Source organism: Streptomyces cyaneofuscatus (assembly GCF_033109485.1).
Classification (GTDB): domain Bacteria; phylum Actinomycetota; class Actinomycetes; order Streptomycetales; family Streptomycetaceae; genus Streptomyces; species Streptomyces cyaneofuscatus.
Genome location: NZ_CP137002.1, coordinates 7,666,116 through 7,688,750 on the forward strand (window position 1 = coordinate 7,666,116; position 22,635 = coordinate 7,688,750).

The following is a 22,635-nucleotide window of genomic DNA, read 5'->3' on the forward strand; positions in this document are numbered from 1 at the left end:
GCCCGCACCGCAGCCGCCCCTAACGCCGGAGATGAAGTGACATGCCCGCCAGCGAAGAACGCCAGACCTCACCCGTCCCGGCGGTTCACCCCGCCTCCTACGCCCAGGAGCAGCTGTTCTTCCTCGACGAGCTGGCCTCGGGCAACGCGGTCTACAACATCCTCATGGTGTGGCGGCTGAGCGGCCCCCTGCGGATCGACGCTCTTGAGGACGCCCTCGAACTGGTCGTCTCCCGCCACCAGGCCTTGCGCACCACCATCCGCCGCACGGACGAGGGCATCCATCAGGCGGTGGCCCCGCCCGAGTCGTTCACCCTGCCGGTCATCGATCTGTCGGACCTGCCCGCGGCGGACCGTGAGAAGAAGCTCGACGCGGAGATCGACACCCTGAACGCGCGCCCCTACGACCTCGGCCAGGGCCCGCTGCACCGCTTCGCCCTCTTCCGCCTGGGCCCCGACGAGCACGTGTTCTGCCAGGGCTACCACCACATCGTCACCGACGGCTGGTCCACCGGCCTGATCAACGCCGAGATATCCGCGGCCTACCGGGACCTGTGCGCGGGGACAGCCCCGTCGCTCGCGGACGTCTCCCTCGACTACACCGACTTCGCACGCGCGCAGCGCGAGCGGCTGGACGGCGCCGGGCTCAAGGAGGACCTCGACTTCTGGAAGGCGAAACTGGACGGCGTGCCGGTGCTCCAGCTGCCCGCCGACCGGACCGGGACGGTGGGCGGATCAGGCCGTGGCGCGACCTTGCACCGCACGCTGTCGCCCGATGTACGGGAGCTGGTGGCCCGGCTCGGCGATGGCGGAGCCTCGCCGTTCATGGTGCTCGCCGCCGCGCTGAACGTGGTGCTGAGCCGCGCCACCGGACAGAGCGACATCCCCATCGGCGTGCCCATGCTGGGCCGTCCTCAGCCACAGCTGGAATCCGTCGTCGGCATGTTCGTGAACATGGCGGTCCTGCGCTGCGACCTCTCCGACGACCCGTCCTTCCGGGACGTCGTGGACCGGGTGATGGACGGCACCTTCGAGCTGTACGATCACCAGGAAGCCCCGTTCAACCAGGTCGTCGACGCCGTGCGGCCGGTTCGGGAGCCGGGCCGCAACCCGCTCTTCCAGGTCAGCTTCCAGGTGCTGGGCGGCGGCACCTCCGGAGAGAACCTGAACCTGGAGGGTGTCACGGCCCGGCTGCTTCCGCAGGCCGCCGAAGGCGCCCGGTTCGATCTCGCGATCACGCTCGTGGACGACGGCCAGGCACTTGACGCGAGCGTGGAGTTCTCCACCGATCTGTTCGACGCCTGGCGCACCGAGGCCCTCCTCACCCAACTCGAAACGGTCCTCCGCGCCGCCGCGGAGAACCCGGACCTGCCGGTGTCCACCATCCCGCTGGCCGATGAGGGGGAGCAGGACCTGCTCCTGGAGGCGGGCCGCGGCGGCGAGGCGGGGGAGGGCAGCGGGACCGTCCCCCAGGCGGTGGCGCGTACGGCGCGGGACCGGCCCGGGACAGCGGCGGTCATCAGCGGCGCGACGTCCCTCACCTACGCAGAACTCGACCGCCGGTCCGGCGTGCTCGCCGCGGAACTCGGCGCCGCCGGTGTCCGGCAGGGCGGGCACGTCGTCCTGGTGAGCGACCGCTGGGACCACACCGCTGTCGCCGCCACGGCGGTGTGGCGCGCCGGGGGAGTACTGACCCACCTCTGCGTGGCCGAGGCCGTCGAACGGCTCGCCTTCGTCGCGGTCGAGACCGGTGCGACGGTGGTGCTGACCGACGACCGGGCGCGGCCCCGCCTACCGGAACCCTCCGGCTGGGCCCTGATCTCGGTGGACGCCCCGGAGGCGGGGGAGTCGCTCCCGGACCACCTCCCCACGGCGTGGCACGAGCCCGAGGTGCGGTTCCCTGCCCTGGTGCGTCACGCGCATGGCGAGGCCGGCGCCCCAGCAGGTCTCAGCCTCCCGCACAGCGCTCTGTCCTTCGACGCGGAGAGCCGCCGCCTGCTGCTCCGGCTGGACGCCGACAGCCGCCTGTTCCTCCCTCCGATCGCCACCGGCCCCCGGCACGGGGACCTGTGGGCGGCGCTGACCTGCGGGGCCACCGTCGTCGCCGTGGCTCCCGAGGACGCCTGGGACGCCGCCGCGGTGACCACGGCGCTCGTGGAACACCACGTCACCCACGCCCACCTGCCCCCGGCGCTGCGCGGGGCGCTCGACCCGACGGCACTGTCCGATCTGGTCTGCGTACGCGGCTCGGACCACGAGGTGCGCACCGCCGTGTCCGGGGCGTGGGCACAGGGCGGGCGGCACTTCGTCACCCTGCTGGATCTGCCCGGTGCCCCGGTGGCCGGCGCGCGGACCGGGGACGGAGACCTCGTTCCGTACCGGAACCGTTCGCTGTACGTCGTCGACGACGCCCTGAACCCGGTCCCGCGCGGCGTCGAAGGGCGCCTCCTGGTCGGCGGCGCACCCGGCACTCTCGCCGACGGCGCGCTCGGCCGGCCCGAGGGCGGGAGCGCACAGATTGGGGCGGACCCCTTCCGGCCGGGGCAGGCGGCCTTCCTCACCGACGAGCGCGCGCGGTGGGACCACGAGCTGCGCCTGGAACTGCTCGGCGGGCCCGGTGACCGGATCGCGTCGGGAGGCGTGGTCCTGCCGGCGGCCCGGGTGGAGGCAATGCTGTCCGGGCATCCCGACGTGTCGGCGGCCCTGGTGGTCCAGGACGGCACCGGTGCGGTGACTGCCTACATCCGTCCCGCGGACGGGCGCACCGCGGAACCCGGCGGCCTCGCCGACCACCTCGGCGCTCACCTTTCCGAACGGCTGATCCCGGGGCGGTGGGTGATGGTTCCCGAACTGCCCGTGCGTGCCGACTGGGAGACGGACCGCGAAGCCCTGCGCGACACGGCCGCAGCGGATCCGACCGGCCCGGACGGCATTTCCGCCCTCACCCCGACCGAGGAATCGGTTGCCGAGGTCTTCCGCGAGGTGCTGGATGTCGCCGAACTCGGCGCGGACGAGAGCTTCTTCTCGGCGGGTGGCAATTCCCTCCAGGCCATGCGAGCCATCAGCCGGGTCAATGCCGCCTTCGGTATCAAGCTCAGTGTCCGGGTCATGTACGGGAACGTCACCGTGCGGGCGATCGCCGAGCTGGTCGACGGCAAACTCCAGGAGGCGCGGTCATGACCCCTTCACCCGCACCGCTCGCGGACGTGGAACTCTTCGTCCCGCTCGATCCCCAGGGCACCGCGACTCCACTCGTCTGCCTGCACGCCAGCGCCGGATCGGCCTTCTCCTACCTCCCGCTGGCCCGACTCCTCGGCCCGGACCAGCCGGTGTGGGGCGTCGAGGCACCGGGATTCGACGGCAGCCAGGAACCCGTCTCCTCCGTGCCCGGACTCGCGGCCCGCTACACAGCCGCACTCCCTGAGGCACTGCCCGCCGGCCCGGTCCATCTGCTGGGCTGGTCGCTGGGCGGCCTGATCGCCTTCGACATGGCCCGGCGCATGGCGGAGGCCGGCGCCGAGGTGGGCCGGGTGATCCTGGTCGACGCCAGCCCGCCGTACGTGGTTCCAATGCCACCGGAGTCGGAGACCGTGCGCCGGTTCCTCCATGAGATCGCCGCCTCGCTCGGCCTGGACGTCCCCGCGGAGATCGACACCCTGGTCGCTGCCGCGGGCGAGGACGTGTCCGCCGTGTTCGAGGAGCTCGGCCGGCTGCGTTCGTGGCCGCCCGAGCTGGACGCCGAGCTGCTGAGCGAGCGCTACACGGTCTTCCGCGCGCATGCCGAGGCCGCCCACTCCTATGAGCCCTCCGGCCCGTACCGAGGACCGGCCTGGCATCTGCTGGCCGAGAAGTCCCCTCCTCAGGACGGACGTTGGGCGGAGCTGCTGCCCGACCTCACCGAGCGCCAGGTGCCGGGCGACCATCACACGGTCTGGCAGGGCGACAGCCTCCAGCAGCTCGCCGCCCATGTGCGGTCCGCTCTGAGCGGTCCGGCACGGCTCGAAGTCGATTGAATTCTTCATCGTTCCGCCCGGAAGCAAATATTCCCAAGGAATCCTGCAGCACGCTTGCTCATGAGGGAGAGTGGACCGTAATATCATTCGAGAAAGCGCAGGAATTGCTGAAGGTGCCGCCCCTCGTGGTGTGCCGGCCGCAGTGATTTTGCCCTGCTCGTACCCCACTTCAAGTGGTGGTCATTTCTTCGAAGAATTCGCATATGTCGAATTCCCCACGTGTTCTGGTGGAAGTTCAGACCGGCCTTCCGTCGACACGTAGTGACCATGTCCCGCACGACAGAAGCACATCTCGTGTCAATCGGTTCTCGCTCGTAAGGAGTAGCGGTATGTCTTTAACGGACGGCCGGCCCGCAGAAGTACAAGAGATCGACCTGCTCGACTGCACGCTCCGCGACGGAATGTACGCCGTGGATTTCCAGCTCGACGAGGAATTCGTTGCCGAGCTCCTCACCCGCATGAACGAGACGCCCGTCACCAAGGTCGAAGTCGGCCACGGCCTGGGCCTCGAAGCGGAGCGGACGGGCATCACGGCATGCAACATCGACCACCAGCGCTGGAGCGAACTGGCGGGCGCGACCCTCTCCGCCAAGCCCTGGGGCATGTTCGCCCAACCCGACTTCACCCGGCTGGAGACCGTGGAAGACCTGGTGAGAAAGGGCATGACCTTCCTCCGGGTCGGTGTCGAACCCGACCGGGTGGCCGCCCACCTCCCGTACATCCGGCAGGCCACCGAGTTGTGCGACGAGGTCTACGTGAACCTCATGAAGTCCAGCGCCACCCCGGTCGACCAGCTCGTGGACTCTCTCGACGGCCTTCCCGACGCGGTCACCGGCGTCTACGTCGTGGACTCCTACGGTGCCATGCTGCCCGACGCGGTCACCGAGTACGTGAGCGCCGTCCGCCGCCACTTCGATGTCGTCGGCTTCCACGGCCACGACAACCTGGGACTGGCCAACTTCAACAGCGTCACGGCGTACGAAGCCGGCGCGAGCATCGTCGACGCCACCCTCAACGGCATCGGACGGGGGTCCGGCAACGCCTCCCTGGAGGCGATCGCCGGCATCATCAAGCTCACCCGCGGCGACCTGTTCGACTACCAGGAGATCGCCCGGATCGCCGAGTACGCCCACGTCAACATGGAAGCCGTCCGCGAGGACCGCACCATGCAGGTGCTCGGTGCGGTGATCGGCATCCACTCCGGCTTCTTCCCGCTGGTGGAGCGGCTCGCCGCCGAATTCTGCACCGACCCCGCGCGGCTCATGGAGACCGCGGTGGAGATCGCCGACCACAGCCCCCGCAAGAACGACTTCCAGAGCGCCGCGGCACGCTGCTGCGCCGCCTAGGGGGTGTCCGGCGGACCTCCACCACAACCGCCGGCCCCGCTCCCGCACCACCGCGCCACGGCCGGGGCGTCCAGTTGAGCCCCGGCCTCCGCGCCGTACGCGCGATGACCATCGAGCACCTCAAGGAGCAGCAGTGAAACTGGCCAGGACCTCCCTCTCCGACGGCTCCGCCGAGATCGTGGTGAGCCTTGGTGGCGACTACCTTCCGGTGAGGGCGCTTCCGGGATACGCCGAGGCCGGGCGGCTCGCCGGACTCCTCGGCGAGCAGGAGTTGCGCGCGCTCGCCGAGACCGTCGAGCGGCACGGCGCACAGGTGGCACCGGTCGACTTCGATCCGACGCGGGCCGCCCCGCTCCCCGACCACGAAGCCGACATCTGGGGGGCCGGGCTCAACTACCTTCGGCACAGCGAGGACCTGGCGGCCCAGCAGCCCGCCTCCGGGCCCGGCTCCTACCTCCGGCCCGGCAACTGCCTCATCGGCAACAACGCACACATCGAGCTGCCCGAGCAGTCCGGGCGCGTCACCGCCGAGGCCGAACTCGGCCTGGTCATCGGAACCGCCTGCAAGAACGTGAAGCGGCAAGACTGGCGGTCCGTGATCGCCGGGGTGACCGGGGTCTTGGACATGACGGCCGAGGACGCCATCCGGGAGAACCCCCGTTACATCCCGTGGGCCAAGGGGTTCGACACCTTCTGCAGCGTCGGACCGGTCCTGATCACCATGGACGAGTTCCCCGACGGCCTCGACGGGATCCAGATCTCCACCGTCCTCAACGGCGAGACCGTCGCCTCCGCCACCCCGACTTCCATGAAGTACGACGTGGGCTACCTGGTCGAGTACTTCACCGCGGGCCGCACCCTCGCCCCCGGAACCATCCTGTGCACCGGAACGCCGGGCGCCACCGTGATCAGCGCCGGTGACTCGGTCCGGTCGGTCGTCGAGGGTGTCGGCACCCTCACCCACCCCGTGCGGTGACCGCCCCGTCCACCACCCACACACCCGACGCGAAGGAGGGCGAGGTGTTCGACCACCGCAGAACGGTCGTCGACCGGATCGACCAGACAGTACGGCGTCACCCCGACGCCGCGGCCTTGCGGAACGCCAGGCACGAGCTGACCTACCGTGAGTTCGGCGCCCTGACGGACGATTTCGCCCGGCTCGTCGCCGAACGCACCCGGCCCGGTGAGTTCGTCGGCATCCGGAGCCACCGCGACATCGGGGCGATCGTGGCGATCGTCGGAGCGCTCAAGGCCCGGCGCCCCTTCGTCGTCGTCGACGGCCGGGACAGCCCGGCCTCCAACAGCGCCAAGGCCGGTCTGCTGGGGCTGCGGTCGGTCGCGGACACCACGTCGCCTGACGGCCGGGTCACCCTCGACGACGTACCGGCCGAGTGGCTGCCCGCGGAACACCCGGACCGGCCGGCCCGGGCCGCACTGCCCGACGGCATCGGTTACGCCATCCACACCTCCGGCTCCACCGGCCGGCCCAAGTGCGTCCTGGTGCGAGCCGACCCGCTGGCCCACGTGGTGAGCGATCACGTGGACCGGCTGGAGGTCGGACCGGGTGCCCGGACCCTCCAGTTCGCCCGGCTCACCTTCGACGGCTGCCTCACCGAGATCCTCTGGACGCTCACCGCCGGCGCCTGCCTGGTGGTGCTGGAGGAGGCCCGGCTGACGCCCGGCACGATCCTTGCCGAGACCCTGGAGGAGTTCGGCATCACCCACCTCAAGACGACGCCGTTCGCCCTGACCGTCACCGAGCCCACTCCCGGGATGCGGCTGCGCCACGTGATCAACGGCGGCGGCCCGTGCCGGCCCTCGGTCATCCGCACCTGGTCCACGGCGGCCGCCTTCCACAACGCCTACGGTCTCACCGAGACCACCGTCTGCAACCTCCTCAGCGACCCCCTGGACGCGGAGGCGGAACGGCAGGCGGTGCCGCTCGGCACCATCGTCGGCGACTGCGACTACCACCTGCGCCCGGTGGCCGGCGAGGAGGCCTCCGCGGACCGGGGCGAACTCGTCATCACCGGGGAGAGCGTCGCACTCGGCTACCTGGCCGAGGACGGCCTGACCCCGTTCGGGGAACCTGGCGGCGAGGCCGCGTACGCCACCGGCGACATCGTCGAAGTACGCGACGGCGCGCTCCACTTCGTGGAACGGGTGGACCGCCAGGTCAAGGTCCGCGGCTACCGGCTGGACCCGGGCGAGATCGAGAACGCCGTCTGCCGCCAGGACGGGGTGCTCGACGCGGTGGTGGCCGCCGAGGCCCACGACGGCGCCCGAGGCGGCGGAGCCGACGTACTCGTCTGCTACTACCGCGGCGACGGCGACCCCCGCCTGCTGCGGAAGAACCTGGAAGGGGTCCTCGACCCCTACAAGATCCCCTCCGTCTTCGAACACGTCGACGTCTTCCCGCACACCCCGAACGGCAAGATCGACCGGGACGCCCTCGGCGCGGGCCGGCGCGAACAGCTCGCCCGTCAGGAGGCTCCGGAGACGGCGGGAGCGGACGAGCGCATCCTGCACCTCGTCCGCAATCTCACCGGAGTGGAGGACATCGCCCTGGAGGACAACTTCTTCGAGGTCGGCGGGGACTCCGCCACCGCCGTGGTCCTGGTCACTCAGATGCGCGGGCTCGGCTGGGTGGACGCCGGTGTCCGCGACGTCCTGCGCGCGGACAGTCTCCGGGTCCTCGCGGACCAGCTCCAGGAACGGGGCGTGTAGCGCCATGTGCGGCCTGTGCGGCACCTTCGCCCCCGACGGCACCCTCGACCGGACCGTCTCCGCCACCATGCACGCCCGGCTCGTCCACCGCGGACCCGACGAGAGCTATTCGCTCAGCACACCCACGCTCTCCATGAAGCTCGGCCGGCTCGGCATGACCGGGCTGCGCGACGGCTGGCAGCCCGCCGAGGACGCCACCGGCCGCTACGCGGCGGTGACCAACGGCGAGATCTACAACGCCTCCGAACTGACCCGCCGCCTGAGCATCGACAGCGCGAACCGGGTCGACGTGGCCCTCGTACCCGAACTGTTCGCCCGGCACGGCACCGACGGACTGAAGCTCATCGACGGCCAGTTCGCCACCGCGATCTACGACCGCCACCGGGACACCCTGCACCTGGGCCGGGACCGGTTCGGCATCTGCCCGCTCTTCTACACCGTCGCCGGCACCCACACCCACTTCGCCTCCGAACTCCGGACCCTGGTCACCTCGGTCCCCGGCCCGTGGAGGACCGACCTCACCGCCGTCGACCAGTACCTCTCCCTCGGCAACATCGTCGCGCCGAGAACCCTGGTCCGCGACATCCACGCCGTACCGCCCGGCTGCGTCGTCACCTTCGGCGACGGCGAACCGCAGGTGGTTCGCTACTGGCGCTACGGCGAGTTCGACACCTCCGCCCCACCCGCCTCCGGCGAGGAGATCCGCTCCACGCTGGGCGGCGCGGTCCACGACCGGCTGCGCGCGGACGTCGAGATCGGCGCCTACCTCAGCGGAGGGTTCGACTCCTCGACCCTGGTGATGGAGGCGACCCGCACGCTCGGCCGGGCACCCCGCACCTTCTCCGTACTCTTCGAGGACGCGGCCCTGGACGAAGGGCGCTTCCAGCGCGAGGTCTCCGGGGCCGTGGGCAGCGAGCACCGGGAGATCCCCTGCGGGCCCCGGGACATCGCCGCCGGGTTCGAGGACATGGTGCGGCACTGCTGCTACCCGCAGCGCGAGACGTACAACGTCGCCGCCCGCATGCTCTCCGACGAGGTGCGCCGGGCCGGGGTCAAGGGCGTCATCTCGGGGGAGGGCGCCGACGAACTGTTCTTCGGTTACGACTCCTACGTCTTCGACGCCGCGCGGCGCAGGCCGCCCGCCACCCGGGAGGAGAACGCCCACGCCTGGGGCCGGGCCGACTTCGGCTGGGAGGTCGACTGGGACCGGGCCGCCCGCCGGCGCGCCCACTGCTTCACCCCGCGCACCGAAGAGGCCTTGGCGGGAGCGGAGTTCTGGCGGGACCGGCTCATCCCCTACAGCGACAAGGAAGCCGCCGCCCTCACCCCCATGCAACTGCGCTCCATCGCCGACGTGTACGTGCAGCTCGGCGGCCACCTCCTCGGCGACCACGGCGATCTGATGCTCATGGCCAACTCCATCGAGGGCCGCTACCCCTTCCTCGGCAACGAGGTGGTGGAGCTGTCCCTGCGGACCGCCGACGAGCGGAAGGTGGCCGATTTCGAGGGCAAGGCCTGCCTCAAGGCCGCCTACGCCGACATCGTGCCCGCCCGGGTGGTGAACCGCGCCAAACAGGGCTTCACCGCCTACGGCCTGGACGCCGTCGCCGACGACCGCCTGACGGCGCGCTGGCGCGACCTCGTCGCGGCCAGCGGCATCTTCGCACCGGACGCGCTCGACCGGCTGACGGCCGATCCGGTACCCGACAAGTGGGACGTACGGCTGAGCCTCATCAGCATCAGCGCGATCATCGACGAGTTAGGACTGACGCTGTGACCGGAGCCGAGGCGGACGCCTGGCAGGAGGTGATCGGCGAGCACCGCTGGCGCTCCGCCGGGACGGTCTGGGTGGAGGAGGAGGTGGAGTACAGCCGGGAACAGGTCGGTGCCCTTGCGGCGGCAGTCGAACGGGCGGTCGGCCGGTGCGAAGGCGCCCGCGTGGTGTGCCTGCGCGCGGACACCCGGCTCGGCTTCTTCGCCGGCCAGCTCGGGGTGTGGCGCGCCGGGTGCGTCGCGGTGGCCGACGACGGGAGCCTGGCCGCCGACGCGCTCGACCGCGTACGCCCGGACCTCACCCTCTCCGTCCGGGGCACGGACGCGGGGGAGGGCGAACCGGTCCAGGAGGTCCACCGAGCCCCCGACCGGCTGCCGGCCGACCGCATCCCCGCCGACGTGGTGGCGGTCAACTTCACCTCCGGCTCCACCGGGCGGCGCAAGGCAGTCGCGGTCACCCGGGGCAACCTGCTCGCCCTGTTCGGCTGCCGCGGACTGGACGTCCCCACCGACGGACCACCGACGGCGGGCGGCTTCGCGGCCCCGGCCTTCGACGGCTGGTGGTTCGACACCTGGAAGGCGGTGGCCGCCGGCGGACGGGTCGTACGGCTTCCGCACGTCAACGAGGACGTGTTCGCCTGGCCCGAGCTGGCCGAGCGCTACCGCATCGACCGGGTCCTGCTGCCCGCCGCCGTCATCACCACGGTGGTCGGCGCCATGCCCGAATGCCTCGCGGGCATCCCCTGGATCTTCAGCGGTGGCGAGCAGTTCCACACCGCCACCTACCGGCAGGCCCGAGACGCCGGACTGGCGAACCGCTTCGTCAATCTCTACGGCCCCACCGAGGCGACCTTCGCCACCCACCGGTACGACCTCCCGGACGGCTTCGCGGCCGACGCCATCCCCATCGGCTTCCCGCTGGACGGCTGCGAACAGACCCTCCTCCCGGCCGGCGACTCCCCGGACCACCTGCGCCACCTCGTGGTCTCCGGCCCCCTGGTCTGCGCCGGCTACCTCGACGAGGGGCGTCTCACCGAGCCGTTCCCCACCCGGGCGGCACGGACCACCTACAGCACCGGCGACCTGGTCCAGCAGGAACCCTCCGGCGCACTGGTCTACGCGGGCCGCCTGGACAGCCAGATCAAGGTCAACGGCTCCCGCGTGGACACCGTGGCGCTCCAGACCGCCGCGACGGGCCTGGCCGGCGTACTGGACTGCCGGGTCGCCCAGGACGTCCGGGGCACCGTGGCCTTCGTCCATCTCGCCCCCGATGCCCCGGACGAGGAGGCTCTGCGGGGCCGCCTCGAACCGCTCGTCCGCTCCTTCTCCGACGCGATACGGCTCCACCTCGTCCACGCGTTCCCGACGAAGGCGGGCGGAAAGATCGACTTCCCCTCACTCCTGGACGACGCCCACACCGAAAGGGCCGGCAACCGATGACCGAGATAACCCCCGACCTGATCCTCGAATGCATCTCCAAGGTGTTCCACCGCGAACTCGACGAGGACACCGACATCTTCGAAGCCGGCGTCGACTCCCTCGTCGTGCTGCGCGTCCGTGCCCTGATCAAGCAGCAGACCGGCCTCAAGGTGCCGGGACACGTGTTCTTCGAGGGCCGTACGCCGGCCCTCATCGCCCGGAAGGCGGGAGCGCTCCATGTTGGTGGTTGAGAACAGCCCGCTCTACTCGGCCGAGTTCTTCGCCGCCGACGACCCCTGGTCCTACCTCAACGACCTGCGGGAGAACCACCCGATCTCCATCCACCGGCGGGCCGACGGCTACGAGTTCTACGCCCTGACCCGCTACGCCGACGTCTACGAGGCCTACGTCGACCACACGCGGCTCAGCTCGGCCTACGGCACGATGGTCGACGGCTCCTACCGCCCCGAGAAGGACTCGGCCTCCGGCCGGATGCTCATCGTCGCCGACCGGCCCGAGCACACCGCGCTGCGCCGCCCGATCAAGCACAGCGGGTTCAACCGCGAGATGCTGGAGAAGGTCGGCCGGACCGTGCGGCGCAACCTCCGCGCCTCTCTGGACCAGCTCTCGGTCGGCGACGTCATCGACTTCGACAAGGTCGTGGCACCCGAACTCCCCAAGGGCGTCCTGGAAGTCCTCTTCGGCATCGGCCCCGCCGACGCCCACACCCTGCTCGAAGCCACCCGCATGATGATCGGCTACCGGGACGAGGCCTATACCGGCGCCTCGCCCCTGGAGTCCCTGGTCGACGCCCAGATGGAGGTGCTGGACTTCATCGACGGCCTCATCGGGCAGCGTATCGAGTCCGGGGCGAGTGACGACATGATCGGCTTCCTCGCCCAGCTCGTCGCCTCCGGCGACATGCCGCGCGATGTCGCGCTCCTCAACGGACTCAACGTCGCCGTCGGAGGGAACGAGACCACCCCGCACACCGCCAGTCTCACCGTCGATGCCATCCATCAGGAGCGGGCCCAGTGGCTGAAGGTGGTCGCCGGGGACGTCCCCGCGGACGTGGCCACCCAGGAGTTCCTGCGCTGGACCTCCACCAACAGCTATGTGCAACGGCTGACGGTCGAGGACTTCGAGGTGGGCGGCGAGGTGATCCCCTCGGGCAGCTTCGTGACCCTGTGGAACATGGCCGCCAACCGCGACCCCGCCGTCTTCGACCAGCCCGACACGTTCATGATCGACCGTCAGGACAACAAACAGCTCGCCTTCGGCGCCGGCGTCCACCGCTGCATCGGCGCACCGGTGGCCACGCTGGAGATCCAGACCTTCGTCGAGGAACTCGCCGCCTGGGACAAGGCGTTCGTCGTCGTCAAGGAGCCGCAGCGGCTACGCTCGAACTTCATGCTCGGCATGACCGAACTGCGGGTCGAAGTGGTCGACGCCAAGGAACTGGGCGCATGAGCGGGACGGAGGAGGACAGCCTCCTGATCGCCTTTCCCGCCGCCGGCTCCGGCGGCACCACGATGGAGCAGCTGGAGAAGCTCGCCGCCCTGCGTGGCATGGGCTTCCTGGCCCTGCCGAACCCGCCGTCGGACGAGGCCGTCGAGTCCGGCAACTGGCAGCGCGACTGCCTGGCCCGGGTGTCCGGAGCACTCCAGGCGGACGGCGGCGGCCCGACGCTGCTCGCCGGGCACTGCATGGGCGGCTTCTCCGCGCTGCGGCTGCGCGACGAGCTCACCGCGCACACCGGACGGCCTGCCCCGGTGCTGCTCCTCAACACCCCCTGCCCGGACGGGGAGGGCCGCATCCCGACCATGTCCGTCCTGACGGACGACGAGATCGCCGAGATCCTGGCCCACGAGGGGTTTCCGCAGGACCTCCTGGACGACGAGGACGTACGGGAGGAGATCGCCGGGCGGCTGCGGGCGGAGGCCAAGGTCGCCGACGGCCTCGTCCGGTGGCTGCACACCGGCGGCACCGTGCCGGACGTCCTGCACATCCTGTCCACCCGCGGCGACTTCTTCATCCCGCCCCGGTACTGCGTCACCTGGCACGAACGCGTCCCCGGCGAGGTCCACCTGACGGTCGCCGACGGCGGCCACGCCATCGACGCCCCCCTGGCCGGACTGCTCGAGCGCTGTGTCGACGCCGCTCTGGCACCGAATCCGACGGAGATTGCGTGAAAGACCTGCACAAGTCGCTGGGCGGTGGGGTCGGGACCTTCCTGGCCCTGTCCACGATCCTGGGCAGCGGGATGATGATCCTGCCCGGAACCAGCTACCACACCCTGGCCCGGTCCGCCTGGATGCCCTGGGCGGTGGCCGCGCTCGCGGTGGTTCCCCTGCTCTACTGCTACGCCTGGCTCGGACGGCGCCACCCGTCCGCGGCCGGCGTGGCGCACTACGCCGAAGTGGCCTTCAACCCGTCGCTGGCGCGGACGTCCGGGACCGCCGCGACGTTCGCCCTGATGGCCGGCATCCCGGCCACCGCACTCACCGGCGGCCGCTACCTGGCCGAGTTCACCGGCTCGGCGCCCCTCACGTGGCTGTTCCCGCTGCTCGTCCTGTGCGCCGCCACCGCCGTCGCCTACGCGGGCACCGGATTGTCGGGGAGGCTCCAGGTCGCCCTCGTGCTGGCCCTCTTCGCGATGGTCGTCACCGTCGCCCTCGTGGCGCTCGGCTCCAGCGGCTTCGAGGCGCCCAGCACCCGCCTGCCGCCGGCCGGCTCCTTCGGCATGGTGCTCACCGCCGTCTTCGTCGCCTTCACCGGCTGGGAGACGGTCGCCTTCACCTTCGAGGAGCACAAGCGCCCCGACATCATCCCGCGGGTCTTCGCCGCCTCGTACATCATCGTCGTCGCCCTCTACGGACTGCTGCTCCTCAGTCTCTTCGCCACCGTCGACCCCGGCGAGGAGGGGCTGAACTCGGCGCCCCTGATGCTGCTCGCCGAACGGGCCCTGGGCGATCTGGGCCGACCGGTGGCCGTGGTCCTGGTGACCGGGGTCATCACGGCGAACGTCCTGGCCTCCGTCCTGGCCCTGTCCCGTCTCGTCTTCGGCATGGCGCGCAGCGGCCACCTCCCCTCCGCCCTGGTACGGCTGCGCGAACGGGACGCCAACCCCGTCACCGCGGTCCTGGCCGTGGGGGCGCTGCTCATCCTGATCGCCCTGCTGAGCACGAGCGGTCTCGTCCCACTGGAGCACCTGTTCACCTTCTCGGGAGGCGTCTACTTCGTCCTGTACGGGGTCGGGGCGGCGGCCTTCGCCCGGCTCGCGACCGGCGGCGTGGCCCGGGCCGTCACGCTGCTGTGCGCGGTGACCGTCATCGGGGTCACTCTGCTCGCGGGCCCGTCCATGTGGTTGTGCTGGGGCCTGTTCGCGGTCCTCGCCGTCGTCGTCGTGCTGACGCGCCGGAGCGGCCCGCGCACGGCCGAACCCGAACGGACCCGGGTGTGACCGGGTACTGCCGGATCCGAACAGCAGGAGGCAGCAGACATGACGGGTGACGGACACCGACTCGTCCTCTTCCCGGGTGCCGGATCGTTCGGCAGCGAGTTCCAGCCGCTGCGGGCGGCGGCCGGCCCTGACACCAGGATGATGCGCTACCCGGGCCGGAGCGAGGACCCGGCGGACGCGGTCTCCTTCGCCACGGTCGTGGCCGCGTGCCACGACCAGATCGCGCGCCTGCCGACCGGCCCGCCCCCGGTCCTTCTCGGGCACAGCTACGGCGCCTACCTCGCCTACGCGACGGCCCTGTCGCTCCACCGCCGGTCGGTGGAGGTCGCGCTGCTCGTGGTGGTGGGGGCCTCGGCCCCCGATCTCGCCCGCGTCCCGGCGGAGGTGACGGCTTCGGCCGAGGCGGCGCTGGACTATCTCGATGCCGCCGACCCGGAGCGGCTGGCCGCCGCGGCGCCGGAGTGGCGGGAGGCGGTCGCCGAGACGGCGCTCGCGGACCTCCGGGTGCTCGCGGAGATGGACGTGCCCTCCCCGCCCGACCGGGTGCCGTGTTCCGTTCTGGCCCTGCGCGGCGCGCGGGACCCGCTGACGAGTGACGCGTCGGTGGAGGCGTGGCGGCGGTTCAGCGACGGCGATGTCGTCCGGCACACGTTCGCCGGCGGCCACTCCGAGCTGCTGGGCGACCCCGGATGCGTCGGCCTCGTCCACGACCGCCTCGCGCCGGGGGCGGACGGCACGCGCCAGGGAGGCTACCGCGTCGGGCGTCCCCCGGCCCGGTGACCGCCCGGAGATTCGGCGCTGCCCGGGACGGGGGCGCGTCTACGCTCGGCCCATGATCACCTGTGTAGTGAGGTACGTCATCGATCCGGCGAAGGCCGAGGCGTTCGAACGCTTCGGCCGTCGCTGGATCGAGCTGGTCGGAGCGCACGGCGGCATCCATCACGGCTACTTCCTCCCTGCCGAAGGCGCCAGCGACGAGGCGCTGGCGCTCTTCAGCTTCCCCGGCCTCGCCGAGTACGAGCGGTATCGCGAACTGTTCGGCAAGGACCCCGATTTCATCGAGGCCGACCGCATCCGGGACGAGAGCGGTTGCGTGCTCCGCTTCGAGAGGACCTTCATGCGGCCGCTGCTGCCCGGTTGACATCCCGACCCCCGGAAGGGCCTACCGTGCACGAGCTCGTTAGGCTGTGCCGCACTTTTCTATCGTTGAAAATTCTCCGTGCACGACCGTTGTGCAGTGTTTGGTGTTGTGGCTCAATGTTCGACTATGTGCAGTGCCTCAGTGGTTCGAGGTACTCCCGGCTCTTCGACGAGGACGACGCCTTGAGACGACAACACCCGCGCCCCCGTGCCCTGTTCAGGGCCCTCACCTGCGCCGCCGCGCTTCTGATACCGGTCGGCGCCACCCTGGTCCCGACGGCCGCCGCCGCACCCGCCGCCCTGGCGCCGGCCACCGCCACCACCTTCACGGCCGACGACCCGGTCACCGATGTGCACGGGCTGAAGGGCGAGTACTTCAGCATGTCCGCCCCGGGCGCCCGGGACTTCGCGGAGCTCGGCGCCACCTCCCTGGACCCCGAGATCAACTTCCCCGGCCTCACCGGGACGTTCGAGTCGGCGACCGGCAGAACCGAGCACACCACCGCCCGCTGGACCGGGCAGCTCGAAGCGCCCGAGACGGGTTCGTACACCTTCTCCGCCATCGGCGACAACGGCTTCCGGCTCTTCCTCGACGGCAACGTTGTCATCGACCACTGGGAGCCCGACTGGGACAAGGAGCAGCACAGCGCGCCGATCGCCCTGAAGGCGGGCGAGAAGCACGACTTCAAGCTGGAGATGTTCCAGGATGTCGGCGGCGCCAGCATGTTCCTGCGCTGGCAGAGCGACACGCTCAAGAAGCAGATCGTGCCCGAGTCCGCCTTCACCCCGCCCGCGGACTTCGAGGTCTACCCGGTCGCCCTGAGCATCGCGAAGAACGGCAAGCGCCTCCAGGCCACCTTCAAGGACCGGGTCGCGAACTACGGCAAGGTCAAGGACCACCTCAAGATCGAGGTCGACACCTCCCCGATGCCGGTGAAGTCGGTGACCCGGGCCTCGGACAACCCCCGGGCGCTGATCATCGATCTCGCCGCCCCCGTACTCAAGGACCAGCGGGTCAAGGTCGTCTACGACGGCAAGAGCGGACTGACGTCGGGGACCGAGACCGTGCCGGAGATCGGCCGCACGGCGAAGAACCTCTCCACGCACCGCCTCACCACCACCTGGGGCGACAAGCTGGACAAGAACCACCCGCTGCCCGAGTACCCCCGGCCGCAGCAGGTCCGTGACCAGTGGAAGAACCTCAACGGCCCCTGGGAGTTCGCCGGGGCCACCGAGGGCGAGAAGCCGGTCTTCGGCAAGAAGCTCGGCGAGCGGATCATCGTGCCGTTCCCGGTCGAGTCCCAGCTCTCCGGGCTGGAGCGCGACGAGGACCACATGTTCTACCGCAAGCTCGTCACCGTGCCGAAGAACTGGTCGGTCGGCAAGGAGAGGAACGGCAAGGACAAGAACGGCCAGGACAAGCGGCTGAAGCTCAACTTCGACGCCGTCGACTACCAGTCCACCGTCTGGGTCAACGGCACCAAGGTCGCCGAACACACCGGCGGTTACACCGGGTTCAGCGCCGACATCACCGACGCGCTGAAGGGCACCGGCGCTCAGGAGATCGTCGTCGCCGTCACGGACAAGACCGGGCCGAACCAGCCCAAGGGCAAGCAGTCCACCAACCCCGGCGGCATCGTCTACACCCCGTCCTCCGGCATCTGGCAGACCGTCTGGATGGAGCCGGTCGCGCCCGCCGCCATCGACTCCCTGACGACCACCCCGAACATCGACACCGGCCGCCTCGCGGTCACCGTCAACTCCGCGAAGGCGTCCGGCAACGCCCGTGTCACCGCCGTCGCCCGCGACCGCAAGGGCAAGGCCGTCGGCACGGTCACCGGACCCGCCAACCGCGAGCTGAACCTCCAGCTCAAGAACCCGCGCCTCTGGTCCCCGGACGACCCCTACCTGTACGACCTCGACGTCTCCCTCACCGACGGCCGCTCCAAGGACAGCGTCGAAAGCTACTTCGGGATGCGCCAGCTGAAGATCGACAAGGTCGGCGGCTACCAGAAGCTCGTCCTCAACGGGAAGCCGTTCTTCTCCCTCGCCATGCTCGACCAGGGCTTCTGGCCCGACGGGCTGTACACCCAGCCCAGCGACGCGGCCCTCACCTTCGACCTGAAGGCGCAGAAGGACCTCGGCTTCAACGCCGTACGCAAGCACATCAAGGTGGAGTCGCCGCGCTGGTACTACCACGCCGACCGGCTCGGCCTGCTGGTGTGGCAGGACTTCGTCAACGCCGACATCGACAACGACGCGGGCAAGAACGCCTTCCTCACCCAGAGCAAGGAGTTGATGAAGCAGTTCCACAACTACCCCTCGATCAGCGGCTGGATCGTCTTCAACGAGGGCTGGGGCGAGTGGGACCGCACGGAGACCGGCAAGATCGCCGAGGACGTCAAGGCGCTGGACCCGTCCCGCGTGGTCAACGCGCACAGCGGGGTCAACTGCTGCGCGTCCAAGGGTGATTCCGGCAAGGGCGAGATCATCGACCACCACGACTACGTGAACAACGACCCGGCCTTCCCGGACGACCGCCGCGCCGCGATGGACGGCGAGCACGGCGGCTTCACGCTCCGGACGCCGGGGCACATGTGGCCGGGCGCACCTGCCAACATCTACTCCGGGGTGGCTGACAAGGCCGCTCTCACCGCGAAGTACGTCGACAACACCCGTACGTACTACCTCGCCGCCGCCGGCGCCGAGCTGTCCGGCTCCGTCTACACCCAGGTCAGCGACCTGGAGAACGAGCTCAACGGGCTCTGGACGTACGACCGTCGAGAGATCAAGGTCGACCCCAAGAAGGTCCGCGAGATCAACCGCCAGGTCATCGCCGCCGGGGCCAACGCCGGTCAGCGCGACGAGCTGAAGGGCGGCGGTTCCTGGTCGCTCGACGAGAACAAGGGCACCACGGCCCGCGACAGCGGCCCCAACAAGGCCCATCTCGCCCTGGAGGGCGGCGCGTCCTGGGCCCCGGGCGTCACGGGCTCGGCGCTGAAGTTCAACGGCGAAGGCCAGTACGCGCAGAGCACCGGCCCCGTCGTGGACACCACGAAGGACTACACCGTCTCCGCGTGGGCCTCGCTGGACGCCCTGCCCGGCAACTACGCCACCGTCGTCAGCCAGGACGGCCGGCGCACCGAGAACCCCTTCTATCTCCAGTACGGGCAGGGCGCGTTCGCCTTCTCCACCCCGGGCGGCAAGCGCGCCCGCCTGGAGATCACGCCGGAGACCGGGAAGTGGTACCACCTGGTCGGCGTCCGGCAGGGCGGCGAGGCGAAGCTGTACGTCGACGGGAAGCTCGCCGCCACGACCGAGGCCGGGCCCGCCGATGTGAGCACCGGCCCGCTCTCCGTCGGCCGGGCCCAGTACGCCGGGGCGAAGGGCGACTTCTGGAACGGGTCCGTCGACCAGGTCGGGGTGTACGACAAGGCCCTGACCGCCGATGAGGTGACCGCCCTGTACGGCAGCCGGAAGCCTTAGCGGTAAGTGAAGTCGGTCCGCTCCCGGCACCGGGAGCGGACCTTCGCCGTGATGGGCACGCCGGGGCCACCCTCGCGCATGAGGGGCCTGCGGTGTCAGGGGTCTCGCCTACTCCCAGCCGATCAGATATCCGCGGTGCCGGACGCATCCGCGGTCCGCGGTCAGGGTCGGCTCCCCCGAGTACCGGTCGGGCTTCAGCGACAAGTCGACATCGTGCTCACCCTCCGCCCGCACCCCCGGCAGGCCCGCTCCCCGTTCACCCTTGCCGGGCGCGGGGATGTCCTCGACCGTCAGGCCCTGCGCCGACCATGCCGCGCGGAGGGTAGCGACGGCAGCCCGGTACTCGGCGCCGCTCTCGAAGCGGGGTGCCCACGTGACGCGCGGCTGGTCGCGGGTGACGTCGTCACCGTCCGACCCGAACTCGTCCTTGCAGGAGGCGTTGGCCATCTCGTGGCCGTCCACGATGGAGGAGGGGTCCATTCCCAGCCGCCGTACCGCCTCCTCGCCCGCCTCCTCCGTGAGCCGCATGTGCTCGCGGAACTCCGACTCCGCCATCACCCGCCCACTCGCGCACCCTTGCGTGAGCGCCCCGAGGAGCAGGGCCACACCGCTCGCGATCAGGGCCCGGGCGCGGTGTCGGGGAGCGGAGCGGGGGTGAGGGGGCGTCCGGTGGGCGTGGCTGTCGTCATGCGCCCATGTCAGCAGGTGAGGGCCGCCCGGCAACACCGCTCAGCTACTCAGATGAGGCCGGTGCCGTGAACACCAGACCGGCCCGACAGCGACGGGCGCTTCCCGTCGCTGCCGGACCGGCCGGTTATCGCTCATCGGGCTCCGAGCTCATCCGCTCCGAGCGCAAATCGGCTCTCAGCTCATCGGCTCTCAGCTCATCGGCTCCCAAGGATCACGGAGCCCAGGGAGCGTCCACCGCCCACGTCGTGTCCTCGGCGAAGAGAGCGGGGCTGTCGAAGGCCCGTCCGCCGCCCGGGGTGGCCAGCCACACCTCCGAGTCGATGTGGCGCAGATAGCTGCCCGGCAGGTTGGCGCTGGTGAACCGCACCCCGCCGTTCCCCGCCACCGCGCACCAGGTCGCATCCGCCTTGAACAGCGCGGAGTTGTCGTTGGCGTCGCGGTGGACCCGGAAGTCCCGGTGGCGGAGGAACTGGCCGGGGTAGTTCCGGGACTCGAAGGAGTAGCAGTTGCTGTTGGCGAGGCCGGTGACGATCTTCCAGGTGGCGTCCGCCTTCAGCACGGCCGGGCTCCCGCTGTTCACCACCTCGGTGAAGGCCTGCGCGTCGTAGTGGCGCAGGTGCTTCGTCGTGTGCCCGGGGGTGGTGACCCGCAGCGACTTGAACTGGCCGGTGGGCAGCGTCACCGGGGGAGCGGGGTTGCGGGACGCCTGGATGAGGGCCTGGTTGGCGGCCTTCACCCGGGCGGTGTCGACCTTGACGACCTGGCGGTCGTAGGTCAGCAGCCCGTTCGCCTCGTTCTCCACGTCCGTGATCTCCGTGTAGACCGACGCGGAGAGCCCGGCGGGGAGCTGGCCGATCCGGATGGCGTCGAGCAGGCCGACGAAACGGTTGTTGAGGGCCGCGATGCTCGGCTGGTCCTCGTAGCTGAACCCGCCACCCGGGTACCACTCATGGCCCGGCACCTTGTAGCCGAGCCCGCCGAACTCGCCCAGCACGGCGGCCCGGGTCGCGGTCGGCGCGGTGTTGCCGGGGCCGACGTAGATGTGGTTGTCGACCACGTCACCGTTGCCGCCGTCGACCGAGCCGCAGCAGTTGACCCCGCTCATGTTGTTGACGAGACGCGAGGGGTCCTGGGCCTTGACCTCGTCGGCGATCCTGGCCTGGTCGTACTGGCCCCAGCCCTCGTTCTGGTTCACCCACATGACGACCGACGGCGAGCTGCGGTGCTGGTCGATGATGGCCCGGTACTCCGCCTCCCACTGCGTACGCGACGGCCCGTCCGGGACCTTTCCGGTGTCCATCGACGGCATGTCCTGCCAGACCAGCAGCCCCAGCCGGTCCGCCCAGTAGAACCACCGCTGCGGCTCCACCTTGATGTGCTTGCGGACCATGTTGAACCCGAGGTCCTTGTGGGCCTGGAGGTCGTACTTCAGGGCCTCGTCGGTCGGCGCGGTGTAGATGCCGTCCGGCCAGTAGCCCTGGTCCAGCGTGCCCGTCTGGAACACGAACTTCCCGTTGAGCACCGGCCGCAGGATGTTGTCGACCTTCGCCAGGCCCACGGATCGCATACCGGTGTAGCTGCCCACGGTGTCGGTGACCGCCGAGCCGTCGAGGAGGTCGGCCCGTACGTCGTACAGGAACGGGTCCTCCGGGCTCCACAGCCGCGGATTCGGAACGGGTACGGAGATCTCCCCGCCCACCCCACCGGTCGCCGAGCCCACCACCGTACCGCCGGTCGACACGGTGATCCGGGCGCTCCTGCCTGCCGCGCCGGCCGTCTGGACCCGCACCCGCAGGGTGCTGTTGCCGAGGTTCGGCGTCATGTCGAGGCGGGTGATGTGGGCGGAGGCGACCGGTTCCAGCCAGACCGTCTGCCAGATGCCGGAGGCTGCGGTGTAGAAGATCCCGCCGCCCGGATGCGGCTTCACATCGTTGATGCGCTGCTTGCCGACCGCCTGGCCGCCGGTCTGGCTCGGGTCGTAGACGGAGACCACGACCGTGTTCGTACCGCCGCTCAGCTGGGGCGTGATGTCGTATGCGAACGAGTCGAAGCCGCCCTTGTGCGCGCCGACCTGGGTGCCGTTGACCCAGACCGTGGTCTGCCAGTCGGAGGCCCCGAAGTGGAGTTTTACCCGGCGGTTGTTCCAGTTGGCGGGGACGGTGAAGGTCCGCTTGTACCAGAGCTTGTCGTTCTCGGTGATCCGGCGCTGGATGCCGGAGAGCGCCGACTCGGCGACGAACGGGACGCGGATCTGCTCGGGGAACGTGGCGGGCTGCCCGGCGTCACGGCCGGTGACGGCGAAGTCCCAGATGCCGTTGAGGTTCGTCCAGTCGGGGCGGGTCAGCTGCGGGCGCGGGTACTCCGGCAGCGGCTTGTCGACCGGGACCTGGTTCGTCCACGGCGTCGTCATGGGCGCCGGCTTCGGCGTCCAGGCGGCGGGCGCGGCGGCCGCCGGGGAGGTGCCGCTGCCGACGAGTGCGGTGGCCACCAGGGCGAGGAGGCCGGTGGTGGCCGTTAATCTCCGCCACCAGGTGCGGGGTGCTGGGTGCATGGTTGGTCCGTCCCTTTCTCGGTTGTAC

16 protein-coding genes are annotated in these 22,635 nt (G+C 70.5%); 14 read left to right on the plus strand and 2 right to left on the minus strand.

Annotated elements, in window-relative coordinates; genetic code table 11:
* Positions 1-41 precede the first annotated feature (41 nt).
* From R2B67_RS33970 to R2B67_RS34035, 14 genes are all read left to right on the plus strand, one after another.
* Positions 42-3,179: a condensation domain-containing protein gene (locus R2B67_RS33970; protein WP_317824109.1), complete on the plus strand. Its 3,138-nt coding sequence runs from the start codon at positions 42-44 to the stop codon at positions 3,177-3,179.
* A complete protein-coding gene (locus R2B67_RS33975; protein ID WP_317824117.1) occupies positions 3,176-4,012 on the plus strand; it encodes a thioesterase domain-containing protein in 837 nt (278 codons plus the stop codon). Before R2B67_RS33970 ends, R2B67_RS33975 begins: the two co-directional genes overlap by 4 nt.
* Before the next feature lie 329 nt (positions 4,013-4,341).
* Positions 4,342-5,358 (plus strand): hydroxymethylglutaryl-CoA lyase-like TIM-barrel protein, encoded by a 1,017-nt coding sequence (locus tag R2B67_RS33980; protein ID WP_317824127.1) that lies wholly within the window; start codon positions 4,342-4,344, stop codon positions 5,356-5,358.
* 133 nt (positions 5,359-5,491) lie between these two features.
* Positions 5,492-6,334: a fumarylacetoacetate hydrolase family protein gene (locus tag R2B67_RS33985; protein WP_317824135.1), complete on the plus strand. Its 843-nt coding sequence runs from the start codon at positions 5,492-5,494 to the stop codon at positions 6,332-6,334.
* On the plus strand, positions 6,331-8,085 hold the full coding sequence (locus R2B67_RS33990) for a non-ribosomal peptide synthetase (RefSeq protein ID WP_317824142.1): 1,755 nt from the start codon (positions 6,331-6,333) through the stop codon (positions 8,083-8,085). The genes R2B67_RS33985 and R2B67_RS33990 overlap by 4 nt, the downstream gene beginning before the upstream one ends.
* Positions 8,086-8,089: 4 nt before the next feature.
* Positions 8,090-9,862 carry an asparagine synthase (glutamine-hydrolyzing) gene (asnB, locus tag R2B67_RS33995; protein WP_317824149.1) on the plus strand — a complete coding sequence of 591 codons (1,773 nt, stop codon included), beginning with the start codon at positions 8,090-8,092 and terminating at the stop codon, positions 9,860-9,862.
* The gene (locus tag R2B67_RS34000) at positions 9,859-11,298 is read left to right on the plus strand and encodes an AMP-binding protein (RefSeq protein ID WP_317824156.1); all 1,440 of its coding nucleotides are present in this window, start codon (positions 9,859-9,861) and stop codon (positions 11,296-11,298) included. Before asnB ends, R2B67_RS34000 begins: the two co-directional genes overlap by 4 nt.
* Positions 11,295-11,528, plus strand: coding sequence for an acyl carrier protein (locus R2B67_RS34005; protein ID WP_317824164.1), 234 nt, complete (start codon positions 11,295-11,297; stop codon positions 11,526-11,528). Before R2B67_RS34000 ends, R2B67_RS34005 begins: the two co-directional genes overlap by 4 nt.
* Positions 11,515-12,747, plus strand: a complete 1,233-nt coding sequence (locus R2B67_RS34010) for a cytochrome P450 (RefSeq protein ID WP_237324536.1) — start codon at positions 11,515-11,517, stop codon at positions 12,745-12,747. The genes R2B67_RS34005 and R2B67_RS34010 overlap by 14 nt, the downstream gene beginning before the upstream one ends.
* A complete protein-coding gene (locus tag R2B67_RS34015; RefSeq protein WP_317824172.1) occupies positions 12,744-13,469 on the plus strand; it encodes an alpha/beta fold hydrolase in 726 nt (241 codons plus the stop codon). The genes R2B67_RS34010 and R2B67_RS34015 overlap by 4 nt, the downstream gene beginning before the upstream one ends.
* Positions 13,466-14,740 carry an APC family permease gene (locus tag R2B67_RS34020; RefSeq protein ID WP_317824175.1) on the plus strand — a complete coding sequence of 425 codons (1,275 nt, stop codon included), beginning with the start codon at positions 13,466-13,468 and terminating at the stop codon, positions 14,738-14,740. Before R2B67_RS34015 ends, R2B67_RS34020 begins: the two co-directional genes overlap by 4 nt.
* Positions 14,741-14,779: 39 nt before the next feature.
* Positions 14,780-15,520, plus strand: a complete 741-nt coding sequence (locus R2B67_RS34025; RefSeq protein ID WP_317824176.1) for a thioesterase II family protein — start codon at positions 14,780-14,782, stop codon at positions 15,518-15,520.
* Positions 15,521-15,572: 52 nt separating this feature from the next.
* Positions 15,573-15,881, plus strand: a complete 309-nt coding sequence (locus R2B67_RS34030; protein ID WP_317824177.1) for an NIPSNAP family protein — start codon at positions 15,573-15,575, stop codon at positions 15,879-15,881.
* Between the two features lie 116 nt (positions 15,882-15,997).
* Positions 15,998-19,366 (plus strand): LamG-like jellyroll fold domain-containing protein, encoded by a 3,369-nt coding sequence (locus R2B67_RS34035; RefSeq protein WP_317824178.1) that lies wholly within the window; start codon positions 15,998-16,000, stop codon positions 19,364-19,366.
* A gap of 108 nt (positions 19,367-19,474) precedes the next feature.
* On the opposite strand, the gene R2B67_RS34040 is transcribed toward R2B67_RS34035, so the two are convergent.
* Positions 19,475-19,972, minus strand: coding sequence for a hypothetical protein (locus R2B67_RS34040; RefSeq protein ID WP_317824179.1), 498 nt, complete (start codon positions 19,970-19,972; stop codon positions 19,475-19,477).
* 295 nt (positions 19,973-20,267) lie between these two features.
* Positions 20,268-22,607, minus strand: coding sequence for an AbfB domain-containing protein (locus R2B67_RS34045; RefSeq protein ID WP_317824180.1), 2,340 nt, complete (start codon positions 22,605-22,607; stop codon positions 20,268-20,270).
* Between the last annotated feature and the right edge of the window lie 28 nt (positions 22,608-22,635).